This window comes from Ancylomarina subtilis, from assembly GCF_004217115.1.
In the GTDB taxonomy this organism is placed as follows: domain Bacteria; phylum Bacteroidota; class Bacteroidia; order Bacteroidales; family Marinifilaceae; genus Ancylomarina; species Ancylomarina subtilis.
The window spans coordinates 1851946-1870191 of sequence record NZ_SHKN01000001.1 but is presented as its reverse complement, the minus strand read 5'-3'; the positions used below and the strand labels follow the sequence as shown (position 1 = coordinate 1870191).

Here is an 18246-nt window from a genome sequence, read left to right as displayed (position 1 = left end):
ATTTATAAAGATATAAAGGAAATAATTGTTCTTTTTGTGGTCAGTAAACGTTGATCATTCAAATAGGATAGCACAAAATAATTTAATAAATACATGAATAAGCTTATACTTTCTATTATCTTCTTTGTTTTTGGAATAAGCTTAATAGGTCGTGCTCAGGATATTCGCTTCTCTCAGTTCTATGCAAATAAATTATATCTGAATCCTGCCTTGGCTGGTTCTTCAGATCATGCTAATTTGAGTTTAAATTATCGAAATCAGTGGCCCAATCTGGATTATCCATATGTCTCTTATAGTGTTTCATATGATAATTTTTTCTCAGGGTTGAATGGTGGTTTAGGTTTTTTAGTGATGCAAGATGACCAAGGGGATGGTGCCATTACAACAACATCATTTTCGGGGGCTTATTCATTCTTTTTGAGGATCAATAATGAGTTGGTTTTTCGACCAGCCATTCAAGCATCTGTGATACAGAAAAAGTTAAATTTTAAAGATTTAAGATTTCCCGACCAGATTTCACCTATTTACGGGGATGTTTTTCCACATAACACATCGGGTGATCCCAGTAACAGAAGCTGGAATGGGATGGACTTTTCTGTGGGTATAATGGCCTATTATAAGAACTATTATTTCGGAGCCGCAGCTAGTCATGTGAATCAGCCTAACCTTAGTTTTGATGATTTTGAGGATGATCAGTTGAATGCCAAATACACCTTTCATGCAGGAGCTGAATTTGCTTTATCAGGACAAACGCGTGGAAATGGCTTGGTTTTATCACCCGCCCTGTTGTTTCAGAAACAAGGTGAGTTTACCCAGATGAACTATGGGATGTATGTGAGTAAGAGTTCCTTGGTTTTTGGATTCTGGTTTAATCAAAATTTTCAGCTGAATTACGATGCTGTTATTCTGATGGCAGGTATTGTTACGGATCGATTTAAACTCGCTTATAGCTTTGATTATACAATAACTAAATTGGTGCAAACAAATACAGGAGCCCATGAGTTATCATTCTCATTTCCTCTTGCTTTTGAAAAGAGAAAAAGAAGGCGTAGACCCAATCGGGTTAGATATCCTCAATTCTAAAATAATAAAGGAGCAAATTCAATTGAATTTGCTCCTTTATTATTTCATGTAAGAATCAATTTATTTGATTCGTACAAGATATTTCTTCCTGATTTGTTTAAGCATATCCAGGCTTAAATTTTCAGCATAAATACGAATGATGTCAATTGCTTTAAAATGGTCGTAAATAAAGCCAATTGAGGCATCAAAATGAAGCAGGTCCATATTATACTTCACTTGCTTTGTAAGTTGCTCAAATTCGCTCCAGGAAAGGTATTTGGGTATTTTAAAGTAACCATGGTTAGCCTCTACACTATCGAAATAATAATCATCCTCTACTTTTTCTAAGGAGAAAAATTTATTTAAGCGGGTAATTCCGTTTTCATGATCGAATTTCGAAGGTTTATCCTTAAAGTTAATACCTAAAGATACGTAATAGGCTTGCAGTTCCTTAATATCAGCATATTGTTCTATATGTCGAACTCTAATCACATCATAAACAGTATTGAAAATTGTAATTGTTCCCAATGCAGCATGATACTTTTTGTTTGTATCTGCCATAATCTTCTGAGTGACGCGGGTAAATTGCTCCAGATCGTATTTTTTATCTGTTACCAGATAGATGTAATGAGGTGTGATATCCTTTTGTAAATTGTCGTAATATTCATAAAATCCAGGGAAAGGATTTTTAGATTCCAGCACCAAAGTATTGGGAAGAACAGCACCTTCTATAAGCTCAAAAGCCTCTTCTTTTATAAGGCTTCCATATTTAATTTCAGTCGATTCAGTCATATATAAGAGGGATTTAGTGGTACTTTATTCGTTGAAAACAATTGTTACAGGTTGTTACTTGTACTCCTCTAAACTTATGAAAAAATCAAAGAAAAAACAAGAACTCAAAGTCTTTTTTTATTGTTCTCTTGTGAAGACTAATTCATTATTTTTCGAAAGATTCGGATTAAAAATATAACCTTCGGAATCGAATGCTTTCAGGTGTTCGGGATCGGTAATCTGATTTTGAATTATAAAACGAGTCATCAGGCCACGTGCCTTTTTGGCAAAGAAGCTAATGACCTTGTATTGCCCGTTTTTTAGGTCTTTAAAGATGGGGGTTATAATTTCGGCCTTAAGCTTTTTCTTGTCAACGGATTTAAAATATTCGTTTGAAGCTAAATTTATCAGGTACTGATCTCCTTTTTCACTCAGTGTTTTGTTGATTTCATTGGTGATTTTATCACCCCAAAACTCATATAAATTAATCCCTTTACTTGTTTGAAGTTTTTTGCCCATTTCAAGACGATAGGCTTGTATCAAATCAAGTGGTTTTAAGACACCATAAAGTCCGGATAGGATTCTTAAATCCTTTTGAGCTGTTTGCAGTTCAGTTTCGCTTAAACTCTCAGCATCAAGGCCTGTGTATACATCGCCCTTAAAAGCGAGAATAGCCTGTTTCGCATTTTCCATATCAAATGGCAATTGCCAATTCAAAAAACGTTCGAAGTTTAACTGAGCCAATTTTGGACTGATACCCATAAAATCAGCAATTTCATCTGTAGAAAGTCTTCTAAGAAGTTTAATTAAGGCTTGAGATTCTTTAAGAAATGCAGCTTCTGTAAAGTTTTGACTTGTGCTCTTGGTCTCAAAGTCCAGAGATTTTGCTGGCGATATAAGGATTAACATATGTTGCTTTTTTTGATATAATGAATCTAAGATATGTGATTTGACAGATATAAACTAATTGAGTTTTTTGATCTCTATATTGTTCTTGTTTATAAGCAAGTTGACAGGTTTGCAAAAAAAAAAGCAGATGACTGGCATCTGCTTAAATATATACGCGTAGAGGTTTCGTTTAGAGGTTCTGATCGGGATATAGAGCATTCCACCACTCTCTTTGATCTTTTAGATGTTTCGCAAAGTATGCAAAAATGGTATTGTTCCATAAAATACGTTGCGTATAGTTTAAAATATGATGATTTTGATTTTTAACTTGCACAAAATCAACTTCTTTTCCTAAAAGTTTAAGAGCCTGGTACATCTGAATACTTTCTCCAAGAGGCACATTGGTATCTACACTACCGTGAATAAGTAGCATAGGTGTTGTTACTTTATCAGCGCTAAACAAGGGGCTTTGATCAACAAATATTTTACGGTGACTCCATGGGAATGATTGTCCTGTGGCATTAACACTGTAGGTATATCCCCAATAGCCTTCTCCCCAATACGAAGTAATATCACTAATACCTGCATGAGAAATTGCTGCGGCAAAGATATCTGTTCTGGTTTGTAGCAACATGGTCATAAATCCACCATATGATGCACCAATACATCCAATTTTATCTGCGTTTACAAATGGGTGAGATGCAATGAATTGTTTGGTTCCTTCGATAATTTCATCGGCAGTAGTAATACCCCAGTTGTTTTGGTGTTCTGCTGAAAACTCTTGCCCGAAACCCGTTGCACCACTGGGTTGTAGTAAATAAACAACATAGCCCATTGCAGCATATAAGTTTAAAGGATAACGTCCACCAAAACTGCGTTCAACAGGAACGGTACCGGCATAATAGTTGACGATCATTGGGTACTTTTTATTTGCGTCGAAATTTGGCGGATAATAAACACGACCCATAATTGTTTTTCCATCTTCCTTAGTGAAATTCCAATCTTCTGTTTTCCCGAATTTAACCTGTTCAAATTTTTTCTTTTCAGGGTCAGATAGTTTTGTTGATTCAGCTTTCGCAAAATCATAAGTGTAAGCTTTGTATGGACTTGATATGCTGCAGGCAATATAGGATAGCGTTGAGCCATCGCTTGAAATATCAAAATTTTTAACCACATCACTACTGATGTTTAGTTTGGTAAACGATTGATCATTTAAGTTATATTTAAACAAGCGAACGTAATCTTTATCATTTGCTGTAAAATAGATGTGCCCGTCTTTCTTATTCCACACTGTGGCTCCGACTGCAGGGTTGAAATGATATGTGATGGGCTTAACCTGACTTGTTTTTAAGTCCATAATATATAGTTGTCCATCGTAATTGTTGGCTAACTTTTGTTTTCCAATATTCTCACCTAATTTCCCAAAGCACGATGGACCTCCTTGTACCAGAATTTCAGTTTCATCAGGAGAATAGAGCGCCGTCCCCCCAAATAGTTTGTCTTTCCAGATGGTATCAACCTTAAAGGTTTCGATATCCATTTGATAAAGATTCTGTTTGCTGTATGGGTATTCATTATAATCAGGTCTCGATTGTGAAAAAAGAATATGTCGGTTGTCTGAGCTGATATCGTTTAATTGAGTAGAAAGATTTCCAAATGTTAATCTTTGCTTTACGCCACTATTCACGTTTAGTTTAAACAGAAAACTACGATATCTAAATCCGGGTAAACGATCTTCCATACCCTGAATTTTTCTGATCTTCCATTCTTTAGAGTGATCTTTTGCTTGGGAGTAGATGATGTTTTTTGCATCAGGTGTCCAGGAGTAATCCTCAAAATCTTCAATATTGTTTGTGAGCTCTTTTTCGGTTCCCTTATCCAGATCATATATGAAAATGGACGTTTTGTCGTTATAATTCTTTGTGTAAGAAATTTGATTTCCCTTAGGTAGCCATTTGATGCCAGCCAGATTTGTTCCTCGGAATGAGTGAAAAATATGGTGATTCCTGATGTCTATGATCTCTTTCCAATGTTCAGTTTTGTCTGATGGAGGGAGGGTTCTTGAATAAGAAATTAGGGCAAGCTGTCCATTTGCCGAAAGTTGGCTTGAAGATACTTTAGTCCCGTCAAGCACGTTGTTAATTGTGATGAAGTGTTCCGGATTTGTTGAAAAAGTAAAGTCTTTAACTGACCATGCTTTTTCTGCCTGCAGTTTTAAATTGAAACTGTTTTTTTTGTTTTCAGATAAGACTTTAATTAGGATGTAATGCTTACCCGGTTCTAATGTGATATTGGAAGAAATTTCTTTCGCTTTTTCACTTTCCTGATTGTAGTGTGAGGCAATTTTTTTTCCGTCCAAATACAACTCAAGCATTGGAAATGCATTGATAATTAACTTGGCTTTTGCCCATTGTTCTACACTAATGTAGGATACAAAATAGGACAGACTATTAGCTGTACCATCAGCATTCAAATAGCCTTTCTTTGAGAGTTTGGCTTTGTTCCATTTCAAATTTGTATTGTTCCAGGTTAAAATCTCATTGGCCGATGGTCTTAATTTCTCTTTATTAAGATAATTTTCCTGAAGTAACTCCTTTAAATGGAAGAGCTGCCCATTGATATTCGGACTGTTATTAAAAGCCGGAAGATTAATTGAAATAGCTTCAGTCTGTAACCAATCTCTCAAGATAATTGTTTTTTTGTCTGTTTTTTTCTCAGCTTTAACACTTAAGTTAAAGAAGACAATGAGTGTCAGAATTGAAAGGAATTTGTTCATATGTATATTTTATTGACATGGTTGAGACTTCAATATTACAAATTTAAGTAGCTATATAAAAGGACTTACTGCAGACTTTATCTGTTTTTTAGTTATAACTTTTTTGTTGTAAATGCAGAACCGAAATTTACATCGTATTTTATTATGATTGTTTATTTTACTACCTTAGTGATATTGATAAATCCTAATACTAAATTTTCATATTGAAAAGCAATGGGTGACGATCATTTTTTTCCTCAATCGATTTTTACTAAATGGCAAGAATTATTAGACTTACTCAGTTTAACTTTTGATTTGCCAGTCACGCTCATTATGCATGCTAATGAAGATTCAATGGAAGTTTTTGCCAGATGTATTGGTCCTGACAACCCTTATCGTGTTGGACATGTCGAAGAAATGGCCGGACTTTATTGTGAAACAGTAGTCAAAAGTGAGAAGAAGTTGTTAGTCTCCAATGCACTTATTGATGAAAATTGGGATCATAATCCTGATCTTAAATTTGGAATGATTGCTTACTTGGGATTTCCTTTAAAATATCCTAATGGTGATGTTTTTGGTACAATCTGTGCCCTTGATAGCAAAGAAAATCATTTTACGAAACGGATTGAGGAATTTCTTTTCAAACTTAAGGGCATTGTAGAATTAGATATTGCTGCCTATTATTCCTATGAAGGCACAAGGAATAAACTTACTAATGCAGAGCGTGATCAGTTTACCATGCTGAACAAGGCCGAACGAATACTAGTGGATTTTGAGTTAAATAAACAAAAAACACAGTATGAAAATTCAAGAAAGGACTTTGCAGAAGTGAATGTTGACTTGATGGAGGAGGATAGTAAGTATAAGGCTCTTTTTTCATCTATGAATTCGGGTTTAGTTGTTTACGAACCTGTTTTCGATGAGCATGGAACTTTGTGTGATGCAAGATATCTGGATATGAATGCCAGAAATGAGGAACTGATTGGACATAAAAAAAATGAAATAATAGGAAGGACTCTTTTAGAAGTTTTTCCGGAAACGGATGCGATTTGGATTTCAAATTTTGATCAGGTTTTTAAGAAAAAGAAAGCAATCAATTTTGAAGCCTATTATTCCCCATTGAGAAAGTACTTTTCTGTGAGTGCTTTTTTAATCGAAGAGAATGTCTTTGCGTTCTCATTTCATGATATCACGGAGTCTGTTAATATAAAACAGAAGTTGATAGATAGTGAGCAGAAATACAAGACATTATTTAACCACAGCAATACTGTAATGATGCTTGTGGATCCTAAAGATAGTGGTATTGTTGATGTTAATGCTTCAGCAGTAAAATTTTATGGGTTTCCTAAGAGGGTTTTATTGACGATGAAGATGAGTGATATCAATACCATGACAAAAGAAGCGCTTCAACGTGAAATTGATTTGGCCGTAAGAGAAAAGAAGAATCATTTTCAATTGAAGCATCGCTTGGCATCGGGTGAGATTCGGGATGTAGAGGTTTATACAGGAACATTTGTTTCGGAAGGTAAAACGTTATTGCATTCGGTTATTCATGATGTGACGGATAGATGTTTGGCATTAGAGAAAGTGAATCGATTATCGATGGTTGTAGAGCAAAGCCCTGTCGCTATTATGATGACGGATATTAATGGGAAGATAACGTATTGTAATGCCAAGCTTTGTGAATATACCGGTTACTCCGTTAATGAGTTGATTGGACAAAATCCAAGGATCTTTAAGTCCGGAAAATTTTCAAAGGAAATGTATTCAAAATTATGGCGTACGATTTTATCCGGAGAAAAGTGGAGTGGGGAATTTTATAATAAGAAAAAGAATGGCAGTTTATATTGGGAATCAGCAACGATAGCTTCTATAAAAAATGATAAAAATGAAATCGTCAATTTTATCAAGATGGGGGAGGATATTACCGAGAGAAGACGTCTGGAGAACCAGTTATTGCAATCGAAATTGAAAGCTGAGGAAAGTGATCAGCTTAAGAGTTTATTTTTGGCAAATTTAAGTCATGAACTGCGAACACCCCTAAATGGCATAATGGGGTTTACAAATCTCATGTTAGCAGATGATATTTCGGATGAAGAGCGAAAAGAGTATGGTGCTTTTGTAGAATCTTCAGGTAATCAATTGTTGACGATGATGGATGGAATCCTAAAGCTGTCGATGATTGAGGCCGGGAATATGAGTGTCAAATATTCCAGTTTTAGAGTTAACGATTTATTAAATGAAATCGTTAACTATTATGAAAGGGATATAGCAAATAAGAACCTTAACTTGCATTTGGTTTGCGATTGCGAAACCATTGTAAGTAGTGATAAAAAACGTATTCGTCAAGTCTTTGATATTTTGATTTGTAATGCGATAAAATTTACCGAAAAAGGCAGCATTGTACTGGCGGCGGAATGTAAAAATAAGATGTTAATTTTTTCTGTAGAGGATACAGGTATTGGAATCGCTGCTGATAATCACACTAAAGTGTTTGAGCGCTTTAGTCAGGTCGACAATTATTCGACAAGAGTATTTGGTGGAACCGGGTTGGGCTTAGCGCTTTCTAAAGAAATTGTGACTTTGTTAGGGGGAGAGATCTGGATTGAATCGGAAGTTGGAAAAGGAGCTAAGTTTATATTCACGATACCCTATATCGACAAAGATGAGGATGAAAATTTGAACTAAAATAAAAAAGCCGAAACGTTAATGTTTCGGCTTTTCAATGTTTATCGTTTTTCCATCAGTACAATATTCTCCACATGATGTGTATGAGGGAACATATCTACCGCTTGAACTTTTGTAACTTTATAAGCATGATCCATCATCTGTAAATCGCGTGCCTGAGTTGCAGAATTACAACTAACATATACAATTCGATTAGGTGCAGCTTGTAATATGGTTTCAACAACATCAGCATGCATACCCGCTCTTGGAGGATCTACAATCATCATATCCGGATGACCATGTTCTGCAATAAAATCGACATTCAGTACATTTTTCATATCGCCAGCGAAGAAAACAGTGTTGTCAATGCCGTTAATTTCTGAATTCAGTTTGGCATCTTCAATGGCCTCAGGTACATATTCAATACCAATAACCTTTTTAGCTTGACGAGCCACAAAGTTGGCAATGGTTCCGGTACCTGTATATAAATCATATACAATTTCGTCTTTTTGGATGTTTGCAAACTCTCTGGTTTTGCTATACAACTCGTAGGCTTGTTCTGAATTGGTTTGGTAGAATGACTTGGGACCAATTTTGAATCTCAAATCCTCCATTTGTTCGAAAATATGATCTTCACCTTTGTATAAAATAACCTCCTGATCGGTAATCGAATCGTTGGCTTTTTCGTTAATGATATACATTAGTGAGCTAATTTCCGGGAATTTTTCAGCCAGGTGAGCCATAAGACCTTCACGTTTTTCAACATCTTCGTGATAGAAGACAACGATAACCATGATGTCACCTGTTGTTGATGTACGAATAACAAGCGTACGGAGAAATCCCTCCTGAGCACGAATATCGAAGAACCTCAAATCATTCGCGAAAGCATATTCTTTTATAGCTAAACGAATCGCATTCGAAGGCTCTGCCTGAAGATGACATTTGTTGATATCAACAACCTTGTCAAACAGACGAGGCACGTGAAAACCTAATGCAGGAGTTCGTGCAATATCTGCATCGCTGTTGATCTCATCAAAGGTTAGGTAGCGCTTATTTGAGAATGTGAACTCCAGTTTGTTGCGGTAGAATTCAGTCTTGGCAGAAGGCAAAATAGGGTTTGCCTCGGGTAAGTCAATTTTCCCAATTCGACTCAGGTTATCAAGAACTTCTTGTTGTTTGAAATTCAATTGTTCCTCGTAAGGTAAGTTTTGCCATTTACATCCCCCGCAAACACCAAAGTGTTCACAAAAAGCATCCACTCTTAAGTCAGAATATTTGTGAAAGACAACAGGATGACCCTCCATATAACTTTTACGTTTCTTTGTCACCTGTACATCCACAACATCACCAGGTATCACGTTGGTTACAAACACAACTTTTTCATCAACCTTAGCAATGGCCTTTCCTTCGGCTGCTAACTTTACAATTTCAATGTTTTCCAGTAAGGGTTTTCTGTTTCTTTTACGTCCCACTTTGTATTTCTTTTAAGATTTGGCTGCAAAGATAGTAAAATAGTGACTAAAGTATTTTAAAGTGACTTTTTGTCTTTTAAGTACTTTCAACTTATAAACTTTGAGTACTATTTATTTTATCTTTGTCGCCCAAACATATAAACATTTCATTGTCTATGATATCAATAAATAATCTCATTGTAGAATTTGGTGGTTTTACACTTTTTAAGGATGTTACTTTTATCGTTAATTCCCGAGACCGTATTGGTTTAGTTGGGAAAAATGGTGCAGGTAAGTCAACTCTTTTGAAAATTTTTGCTGGAAAGCAAGAGGCCACAAAAGGGACGGTTAGTATTCCCAATGAGGTTAAGGTTGGTTATTTGCCTCAGCAAATGAAGCATGAAGATGGACGGACTGTGATAGAAGAAGCTCTAACAGCCTTTGAGGAAGTGATTGAGCTTGAAAAAGAAATTGCGAATATCAATAATGAAATTGCTGAGCGTACCGATTACGAATCGGATGATTATATGAAGTTGATTAATCGATTAACTGAAAAGAATGATCGATTTCATATGATGGGAGGGGAGAATATTCAGGCTGAAGCGGAACGAACGCTTCTTGGTCTTGGGTTTTTGCGTAGTGATTTCAGTCGTCAAACCAATGAGTTTAGTGGCGGTTGGCGTATGCGTATCGAGCTGGTTAAAATCCTTTTACGTCGTCCTGATGTTTTTCTTCTCGATGAGCCAACGAATCATTTGGATATTGAATCCATTCAGTGGTTGGAAGATTTCCTGAAGACTTATCCCGGAGCTGTGGTTTTAGTCTCTCACGATAGAGCTTTTCTTGATAATATTACCAATCGTACGGTAGAGATTTCTGTTGGGAAAATATACGATTATAAAGTGTCCTATTCTCAATATGTTGCCTTACATGCCGAGCGTCGCGAACAGCAGATGAAAGCCTATATCAATCAGCAGAAGATGATTAAGGATACAGAGGATTTTATTGAGCGTTTTCGTTATAAAGCAACAAAATCGGTTCAGGTTCAGTCTCGTATTAAACAGCTTGAAAAGATTGATCGTATTGAGATTGATGAGGTTGATAATTCAAAGTTGAACTTAAAATTTCCTCCGGCACCCCGTTCTGGTGATTTGGTTTGCGAGGTTAAAGATTTAAGTAAAGCCTATGGTGATCATTTGGTTTTAAAGGATCTTGAATTTGTAATTGAGCGTGGGGAAAAATTGGCTTTTGTTGGTAAGAATGGTGAAGGGAAGTCGACTTTAGTAAAAGTATTGATGGGTGAGCTTGATCATACGGGTGTTTGTAAAATTGGGCACAATGTTAAGATCGGTTATTTTGCCCAAAATCAAGCCATGTTACTTGATGGTGAGAAAACGGTTTTCGATACTATTGATGATGTTGCGGTTGGAGATGTGAGAACCAAGATTCGTGATATTCTTGGCGCTTTCATGTTTGGAGGAGAAGATATTGATAAAAAAGTAAAGGTTTTGTCAGGAGGAGAGCGTTCGCGTTTGGCTATGATTCGTCTGCTGCTTGAACCCGTTAATTTACTTGTTCTCGATGAGCCTACGAATCATCTTGACATGAAATCGAAGGATGTGCTAAAGGAAGCGTTGTTGAAATTCGATGGAACTGTGATCGTTGTTTCTCACGATAGAGAATTCCTTGATGGCCTATCGTCAAAGGTGTATGAGTTTGCTAATCAAACCATAAAAGAGCATTTGGGCGGTATTTACTCTTTTCTTCAGAATAAGAAAATGGATAGCATGAGAGAGCTTGACAGAAAACAACAGGCTGCTCGCGAAGAGAAAGTAGAGATTGCTCCATCTGAAAATAAGATGAATTATCTTGAGCGTAAAGAAATGAGCAAGCAAATTTCAAAGCTTGAACGAACTGTGGCTAAGTGCGAGGAGATGATTGCTGAATACGAAGAAAAAATTGAAGAAATTGAGGCTCTTTTAACCGATCCTAAGAATCAGGATCAGGAAACTTTTAAGGCTTACGATGAGGCTAAAAAGAATCTTGAAGATGAGATGACCAATTGGGAGATCTGGAATGAAGAACTGGAAGCTTTAATTCTTGAAAAAGGAGAATAAGTTCAGGATGAATATATAGTCAGTTTTGGCAATTAGATATAAAAAAAGCTCGATGTGAATCGAGCTTTTTTCATATAATAGACTAGAGTTTAGTTCTAGTTTTTCTCTTCTTTAGGTAATAAAACTTTTCTTGAAAGTTTCAATTTACCCGTTTTAGGATCGATACCGATTAGTTTAACTTCGATAATATCACCTTCTTTCAACACTTCGTCAACTGTATTCAGACGACGGTGCTCTATTTCAGAAATGTGAAGCAAACCATCTTTACCAGGAAGAACTTCAACGAAAGCACCAAAGGCAACTATCGATTTCACTTTTCCTTTGTAAACCGTTCCAACTTCAGGAACAGCGGTAATACCTTTGATACGACCTAATGCAATATCAATTGCTTCTTTGTTGTCAGCTGAGATATCAACGATACCTTTCCCGTCAATTTCCTCGATAACGATAACAGCACCTGAAGTTTCCTGAATCTCTTGAATGATTTTTCCACCTGGTCCGATTACTGCACCAATCATATCCTTAGGAATAGATAGTGATACAATTCTAGGAGCGTGAGGTTTAAGATCTTCTCTAGGAGCTTCAATAGTTTCGCTGATTTTATCTAAAATGTGAAGACGACCTGCGCGAGCTTGATCCAAAGCTTGAGCCAATACTTCGTATGGAAGTCCATCAACTTTAATATCCATTTGAGTCGCAGTAATACCATCTCTGGTACCTGTTACTTTAAAGTCCATATCACCCAAGTGATCTTCATCACCTAAGATATCCGAAAGAACAGCATATTTTTTAGCTCCTTCAGTTGAGATCAATCCCATTGCGATACCTGTTACTGGCTTCTTAATTTGAATACCTGCATCCATTAATGCTAATGTACCTGCACATACTGTTGCCATTGAAGATGAACCGTTTGATTCAAGGATATCAGAAACAACACGAATTGCATATGGAGAATCCTCAGGAATCATACCTTTAAGAGCACGGAACGCTAGGTTACCATGTCCTACTTCTCTACGGCTAATACCACGTGAAGGACGTGCATCACCTGTTGAGAATGGAGGGAAATTGTAGTGAAGAACAAACTTCTCTTTTCCTCTGTACAATACATCATCAACAATCTTCTCATCTAACTTAGTTCCCAAAGTAACAGATGTTAATGATTGTGTTTCTCCACGAGTAAATACAGCAGATCCGTGAGCACCTGGAAGGTAATCAATTTCTGACCAGATTGGACGAATTTGATCGGTTTGACGGCCGTCAAGACGTACACGATCTTCCAATACCATTTCTCTTACAGCATCTTTCTCAACATCGTGGTAGTAACGACCAATTAATGCCAAGTTGATTTCAGAATCTTCTTTTCCTTCTGAGTATTCAGCAATAAACTCTTCCTTAATAGCAGCAAAGGCATCTGATCTCTCGTGCTTGTTAGGGTTTTGTAATCTTGCTGCAGCTAATACTTTAGCGTATGTCTTATCAACGATTAACTGACGAAGTTCTTCGTCGTTATCTTCGTGACAATATTCTCTTTTTACAGTTTTGCCAACTGCTTCAGTCAACTCAATTTGAGCCTGACACTGAATCTTAATGGCTTCGTGAGCGAATTTGATAGCTTCCAGCATTTCGGCCTCAGAAACTTCATCCATCTCACCTTCTACCATCATAATATTTTCCATAGTAGCAGCAACGATCATATCTAGATCTGCAGCTTCTAATTCAGTACGAGTTGGGTTGATAATCATTTGACCGTCAACACGACCTACACGTACTTCTGAGATAGGTTCCAAAAATGGAATATCTGATACTGCAAGAGCTGCAGAGGCAGCTAAACCAGCAAGAGCGTCTGGTAAAATATCAGAATCCGCAGAGATTAGGTTGATTGATACAAAAGTATCAGCGTGATAATCTTCTGGGAAAAGTGGACGTAGAGCACGGTCCACAAGACGGGATACTAAAATCTCATAGTCAGAAGGACGACCTTCTCTTTTCATAAATCCACCAGGAAAACGACCTAGGGCACTAAATTTTTCTTTGTAGTCAACAGACAAAGGCATAAAGTCAACATCTTGCTTTGCGCTTTTGGCAGATACTACGGTAGCTAACAACATGGTCTTACCCATTTTTACTACAACAGCTCCATCAGCTTGTTTGGCTAACTTACCTGTTTCAATTGTGATGGACCTTCCATCACCTAATTCAATTGTTTTTTCGATTACGTTCATCTTTCTGTAGTTTTATTCAAACTTATAATTTGGATAAGGCGAAATGTTGCCGTGCTTAAATAAAAAAGCAATCCTGATTTCTCAGGATTGCCAATATTATAAATATTATCGACGAATATTTAAAGCTTTAATGATAGCACGGTATCTTTCGATATCTTTTGCTTTTAAGTAATCTAATAGGCTTCTTCTTTTACCTACTAGCAATTGCAGCGCACGTTGGGTACTGTAATCTTTTCTATTTTTCTTAAGGTGCTCAGTTAAATGAGAGATACGGTAGGAAAATAAAGCGATCTGAGATTCTGCAGCCCCAGTGTCTTTATTAGACTTTCCGTATGTTCCGAAAAGCTCTTGCTTTTTTTCTGCTGATAAATACATAGTACTTAAAATTAAATTGTTTTTGTTTGAACTATTAATTTGGCAAAAGTAAGGATTTATTTTTACAAATCAATAAGCTTGCTTTGTTGTTTTCGTTGAGAAACTTAAACATTCCACTAAAGTGAACCGTTTAGCCTTTTTATAATAAAAAAAGAAGCCTCGAAATATCGCTTCGAGGCTTCTTGGTATTTGATTGTATTGGAATAGAAATTATTCTACTTCAACATGCTCATCGATATAGTTTTCAAGAGGTGCACAAGTACACATCAGGTTTCTGTCACCATATGCATCGTCTACACGCGATACGGATGGCCAGAATTTATTGTCAGCCACCCACTCTAGTGGATAAGCCGCTTTCTTACGAGAGTATGAGTGATTCCACTCGTCAGCTGTTAATACCATATGTGTATGTGGAGCGTGCTTAAGAACGTTATCCTGAGCATCAGCTACACCATCTTCAATCTCTTTCATTTCTTCATTGATCTTAGCCAATGCTTCAACGAAACGATCAAGTTCTTCCAAAGGCTCACTTTCGGTAGGTTCTACCATCAGTGTTCCATGAACCGGGAAAGAAAGAGTTGGTGCGTGGAAACCGTAGTCCATCAAACGTTTTGCAATGTCACCATCGGTGATACCAACCGTTTTATTAAACTCTCTACAGTCGAAAATCATCTCGTGTCCAACACGTCCTTTATCACCTTTATAAAGAATCTTGAATCCAAGTTTCTCGAATGATGAAGCAAGGTAGTTGGCATTTAAGATAGCCATTTTGGTTACTTCTTCAAGACCTGCAGTACCTAACATAGCAATATAACCGTATGTAATTGGCAATACACTAGCCGATCCGAAAGGAGCAGCAGCAACAGCAGTAATTGCATTCTCACCACCTGTTTTCACAAGTTTGTGCGAAGGTAAGAATTGAACCAGGTGTTTCGCAACACCGATAGGACCAACTCCAGGACCACCACCACCGTGAGGAATAGCAAATGTTTTATGTAGATTCAAGTGACAAACGTCAGCTCCAATTGTACCTGGATTTGTTAATCCAACCTGAGCATTCATATTGGCACCATCCATATAAACTTGTCCACCATTTTCGTGGATCAAATTCATCATTTCTTTGATACCGGTTTCGAATACACCGTGAGTCGAAGGATAGGTAATCATGTATGCACATAAATCATCCTTGTGTTTCTCAGCTTTAGCTTTAAGGTCTTCGAATTGAACATTACCTTTTTCGTCACAAGCAACAACTACAACTTTCATACCTGCCATTGTAACTGACGCAGGGTTTGTTCCGTGTGCAGACGCTGGAATTAATACGACATTTCTGTGACCTTCGCCACGTGAAATATGGTATTCACGAATAACCATCAGACCTGTATATTCACCTGCAGCACCTGAATTAGGTTGTAGAGTGCAGCCTGCAAAACCAGTAATTGTAGATAACCACTGCTCAAGTTCTGTGATGATTTGAGTATAACCTTCAGCTTGATTTGTTGGAATGAATGGGTGAAGTCCACCAAATTCCGGCCAGCTGATTGGTAACATTTCAGCAGCAGCATTCAATTTCATGGTACAAGAACCTAAAGAGATCATCGAAGTATTCAATCCGATATCTTTTTTCTCAAGGTTTTTGATGTAACGCATCATTGCTGTTTCTGAATGGTAGCGATTGAATACATCCAAAGTTAGGTATTCGCTGGTACGTGCAAATTTCGAATCGAAATATAGCTTATCTTCCATTGCTGTTTCAGCCACTTCTGCTTTGTTGGCAGCTTTTGCGAAAATATTTAGAATCGCATTTAATTCAGCATCGCTAATTTTCTCATCGGTAGAAATACCAATCGTTGTTTCGTTGATATAACGGAAGTTGAATTCTTGTTCAAGAGCCGCAGTACGGATCGCTTCCATTGAAACGCCAGCAGGTAATACAACTTCAAGTGTATCGAAATAGTTTTTGATATTTTGAGTGTAACCTAATGCTTTTAATCCTTCTGAAAGGAAACCTGCAGCAGCGTGAATATGTGTTGCAATACGCTTGATTCCTTTTTGTCCGTGATAAACGGCATAGAAACTAGCCATAGTAGCCAATAGGGCTTGTGCAGTACAAATGTTCGAAGTCGCTTTTTCACGCTTAATATGCTGCTCGCGAGTTTGAAGAGCCATACGAAGAGCCTGATTTCCCTGAGCATCTTTGGTTACACCAATGATACGACCAGGAACGTTACGCTTGTAGGCTTCACGACAAGCTAAGAAAGCTGCGTGAGGTCCACCATATCCCATAGGGATACCAAAACGTTGAGAAGAACCGACAACAATATCAGCTCCCCACTCACCTGGAGCAGTAAGCAATGCTAAACTCATTAGATCAGCTGCTACAGCAACCAATGCATCAGTTCCGTGTGCTCTTTCAACGAATTCTGTGTAGTCTTCAATACTACCATTGGCAGCAGGGTATTGAATGATTGCGCCGAATACAGCATCAGTAAATTCAAATGTCTTGTAATCGCCTACCACAAGTTCAATTCCAAGAGGTTTTGAACGTGTAACAAGTACGTCTAAGGTTTGAGCAAAAATATTTTCGTCAACAAAAAGGGTGTTTGCTCCTGCTTTTTTCTTTGCTCTGGAGCGTAGGCTATGCATCATGTACATAGTTTCACCAACAGCAGTCGCTTCATCAAGAAGAGAACTGTTTGCCAATTCCATTTTGGTAAGATCCAATACCACAGTTTGGAAGTTTAGTAGAGCTTCCAATCTACCTTGAGAAACCTCAGCCTGGTAAGGAGTGTAAGGGGTATACCATCCTGGATTTTCCAATACGTTGCGAAGAACAACAGGAGGAGTGATTGTGTCGTAATATCCTTGACCAATGAAGGTTCTGAATAATTTATTTTTAGCAGCAATACCTTTTATTTTCGCTAGGTATTCATTTTCTGTTAGAGCTTCAGGAAGATCTAGTGCTTCAGTCAAACGAATATCAGAAGGAATTGTTTCTTCAATTAGGGCATCAAGTGAAGATGCGCCAACAGTTTCCAACATTGTTTTAATATCGCCATTGCGAGGTCCAATGTGACGGGAAACAAATTTTTCGGTTGCCATATTCTTGTAAAAATTTAGTGTTTGTGTAAAAGATTCACCTTAATTTGCGAGCGTAAATGTAGCAAAAGATTTAGGATTACATTGTTTGCAAATTAGAAATAACTTTTCTGTTTTTCAACATTTCTCCGGGCTGATAATAAGAAGATTAGTATAATGTTTGTTAATATTTATTTGATGATTCCTGATGATTTTCTTTATCTTCATGCAGCTTTTGTTCTTCTAATGTCAAAAGTATAGCTTCTTGACTTGTTTTTGTGACTTGATTTTTTAGATTCTTGTCCTTAAATTCTCAAGGCTAATCTATTTTAAATGGTATATTTGTAACTCAAATTTTCAATATGATAGAATTAAAAGAAGGAGATAAAGCTCCGAGTTTTTCTGGTGTTAATCAGGATGGAAAAACACTTAAGTTATCTGATTTTAAAGGGAAACGATTAATCCTTTACTTTTATCCTAAAGATAATACACCTGGCTGTACGGCAGAGTCGTGTAATTTGAATGAGAATTACGATGAGTTGACTAAGCATGGTTTTGAAGTGTTGGGTGTGAGTCCGGATGAGGTGGGCAAGCATCAGAAATTTATTGCCAAATACAACTTGTTTTTTAACTTGATTGCCGATACTGAAAGAGAAATGCTTCAGGCTTATGGTGCTTGGGGAGAGAAAAAGTTATACGGTAAAGTTTACGATGGTGTTTTACGCACAACTTTTATTATTTCACCTGATGGTGTGATTGAGAAGATTTTTAAGAAAGTTAAAACAAAAGATCATACCAATCAGATTTTAACTGAGCTTGGACTTGAATTTTAAAGAAGCTCAGATAGGTTTAATTCGTTT

At 37.0% G+C, this 18246-nt stretch carries 11 protein-coding genes; 4 read left to right on the top strand and 7 right to left on the bottom strand.

All coding sequences use genetic code 11. The features are described from left to right. The first annotated feature begins 93 nt into the window (after positions 1 to 93). Positions 94 to 1083 (top strand): PorP/SprF family type IX secretion system membrane protein, encoded by a 990-nt coding sequence (locus tag EV201_RS07600; protein ID WP_130306999.1) that lies wholly within the window; start codon positions 94 to 96, stop codon positions 1081 to 1083. Positions 1084 to 1143: 60 nt separating this feature from the next. Here the strand turns inward: EV201_RS07600 and EV201_RS07595 are convergent, their stop codons facing one another. The 3 genes from EV201_RS07595 to EV201_RS07585 form a co-directional block, all read right to left on the bottom strand. Further along, positions 1144 to 1854, bottom strand: coding sequence for a hypothetical protein (locus EV201_RS07595; protein ID WP_130306998.1), 711 nt, complete (start codon positions 1852 to 1854; stop codon positions 1144 to 1146). A gap of 117 nt (positions 1855 to 1971) precedes the next feature. Beyond that, positions 1972 to 2742 carry a peroxide stress protein YaaA gene (gene yaaA / locus EV201_RS07590; RefSeq protein WP_130306997.1) on the bottom strand — a complete coding sequence of 257 codons (771 nt, stop codon included), beginning with the start codon at positions 2740 to 2742 and terminating at the stop codon, positions 1972 to 1974. Between the two features lie 169 nt (positions 2743 to 2911). Continuing rightward, a complete protein-coding gene (locus EV201_RS07585; RefSeq protein ID WP_130306996.1) occupies positions 2912 to 5497 on the bottom strand; it encodes a S9 family peptidase in 2586 nt (861 codons plus the stop codon). A gap of 213 nt (positions 5498 to 5710) precedes the next feature. On the opposite strand from EV201_RS07585, the gene EV201_RS07580 reads away from it, so the two are divergent. Further along, on the top strand, positions 5711 to 8164 hold the full coding sequence (locus EV201_RS07580) for a sensor histidine kinase (RefSeq protein WP_130306995.1): 2454 nt from the start codon (positions 5711 to 5713) through the stop codon (positions 8162 to 8164). A gap of 41 nt (positions 8165 to 8205) precedes the next feature. On the opposite strand, the gene rlmD is transcribed toward EV201_RS07580, so the two are convergent. After that, positions 8206 to 9615 (bottom strand): 23S rRNA (uracil(1939)-C(5))-methyltransferase RlmD, encoded by a 1410-nt coding sequence (rlmD, locus tag EV201_RS07575; RefSeq protein ID WP_130306994.1) that lies wholly within the window; start codon positions 9613 to 9615, stop codon positions 8206 to 8208. A 155-nt stretch (positions 9616 to 9770) separates the two neighbouring features. On the opposite strand from rlmD, the gene EV201_RS07570 reads away from it, so the two are divergent. Then, positions 9771 to 11711 carry an ABC-F family ATP-binding cassette domain-containing protein gene (locus tag EV201_RS07570; protein WP_130306993.1) on the top strand — a complete coding sequence of 647 codons (1941 nt, stop codon included), beginning with the start codon at positions 9771 to 9773 and terminating at the stop codon, positions 11709 to 11711. A gap of 95 nt (positions 11712 to 11806) precedes the next feature. On the opposite strand, the gene pnp is transcribed toward EV201_RS07570, so the two are convergent. The 3 genes from pnp to gcvP all read right to left on the bottom strand — a co-directional run bounded on the left by pnp (position 11807) and on the right by gcvP (position 17410). Next, positions 11807 to 13933 (bottom strand): polyribonucleotide nucleotidyltransferase, encoded by a 2127-nt coding sequence (pnp, locus tag EV201_RS07565; RefSeq protein ID WP_130306992.1) that lies wholly within the window; start codon positions 13931 to 13933, stop codon positions 11807 to 11809. A gap of 105 nt (positions 13934 to 14038) precedes the next feature. Then, positions 14039 to 14308: a 30S ribosomal protein S15 gene (rpsO, locus tag EV201_RS07560; RefSeq protein ID WP_130306991.1), complete on the bottom strand. Its 270-nt coding sequence runs from the start codon at positions 14306 to 14308 to the stop codon at positions 14039 to 14041. Between the two features lie 210 nt (positions 14309 to 14518). Further along, positions 14519 to 17410, bottom strand: coding sequence for an aminomethyl-transferring glycine dehydrogenase (gene gcvP, locus EV201_RS07555; protein WP_130306990.1), 2892 nt, complete (start codon positions 17408 to 17410; stop codon positions 14519 to 14521). A gap of 338 nt (positions 17411 to 17748) precedes the next feature. On the opposite strand from gcvP, the gene bcp reads away from it, so the two are divergent. Further along, positions 17749 to 18219, top strand: coding sequence for a thioredoxin-dependent thiol peroxidase (gene bcp, locus EV201_RS07550; RefSeq protein ID WP_130306989.1), 471 nt, complete (start codon positions 17749 to 17751; stop codon positions 18217 to 18219). Positions 18220 to 18246 lie beyond the last annotated feature (27 nt).

What these genes read in the sequence shown, in the direction of transcription:
- EV201_RS07600 (WP_130306999.1), top strand. Translation starts at nt 94, where the DNA reads ATGAATAAGCTTATACTTTCTATTATCTTCTTTGTTTTTGGAATAAGC.
- EV201_RS07595 (WP_130306998.1), bottom strand. Translation starts at nt 1,854, where the DNA reads ATGACTGAATCGACTGAAATTAAATATGGAAGCCTTATAAAAGAAGAG.
- yaaA (WP_130306997.1), bottom strand. Translation starts at nt 2,742, where the DNA reads ATGTTAATCCTTATATCGCCAGCAAAATCTCTGGACTTTGAGACCAAG.
- EV201_RS07585 (WP_130306996.1), bottom strand. Translation starts at nt 5,497, where the DNA reads ATGAACAAATTCCTTTCAATTCTGACACTCATTGTCTTCTTTAACTTA.
- EV201_RS07580 (WP_130306995.1), top strand. Translation starts at nt 5,711, where the DNA reads ATGGGTGACGATCATTTTTTTCCTCAATCGATTTTTACTAAATGGCAA.
- EV201_RS07570 (WP_130306993.1), top strand. Translation starts at nt 9,771, where the DNA reads ATGATATCAATAAATAATCTCATTGTAGAATTTGGTGGTTTTACACTT.
- pnp (WP_130306992.1), bottom strand. Translation starts at nt 13,933, where the DNA reads ATGAACGTAATCGAAAAAACAATTGAATTAGGTGATGGAAGGTCCATC.
- rpsO (WP_130306991.1), bottom strand. Translation starts at nt 14,308, where the DNA reads ATGTATTTATCAGCAGAAAAAAAGCAAGAGCTTTTCGGAACATACGGA.
- gcvP (WP_130306990.1), bottom strand. Translation starts at nt 17,410, where the DNA reads ATGGCAACCGAAAAATTTGTTTCCCGTCACATTGGACCTCGCAATGGC.
- bcp (WP_130306989.1), top strand. Translation starts at nt 17,749, where the DNA reads ATGATAGAATTAAAAGAAGGAGATAAAGCTCCGAGTTTTTCTGGTGTT.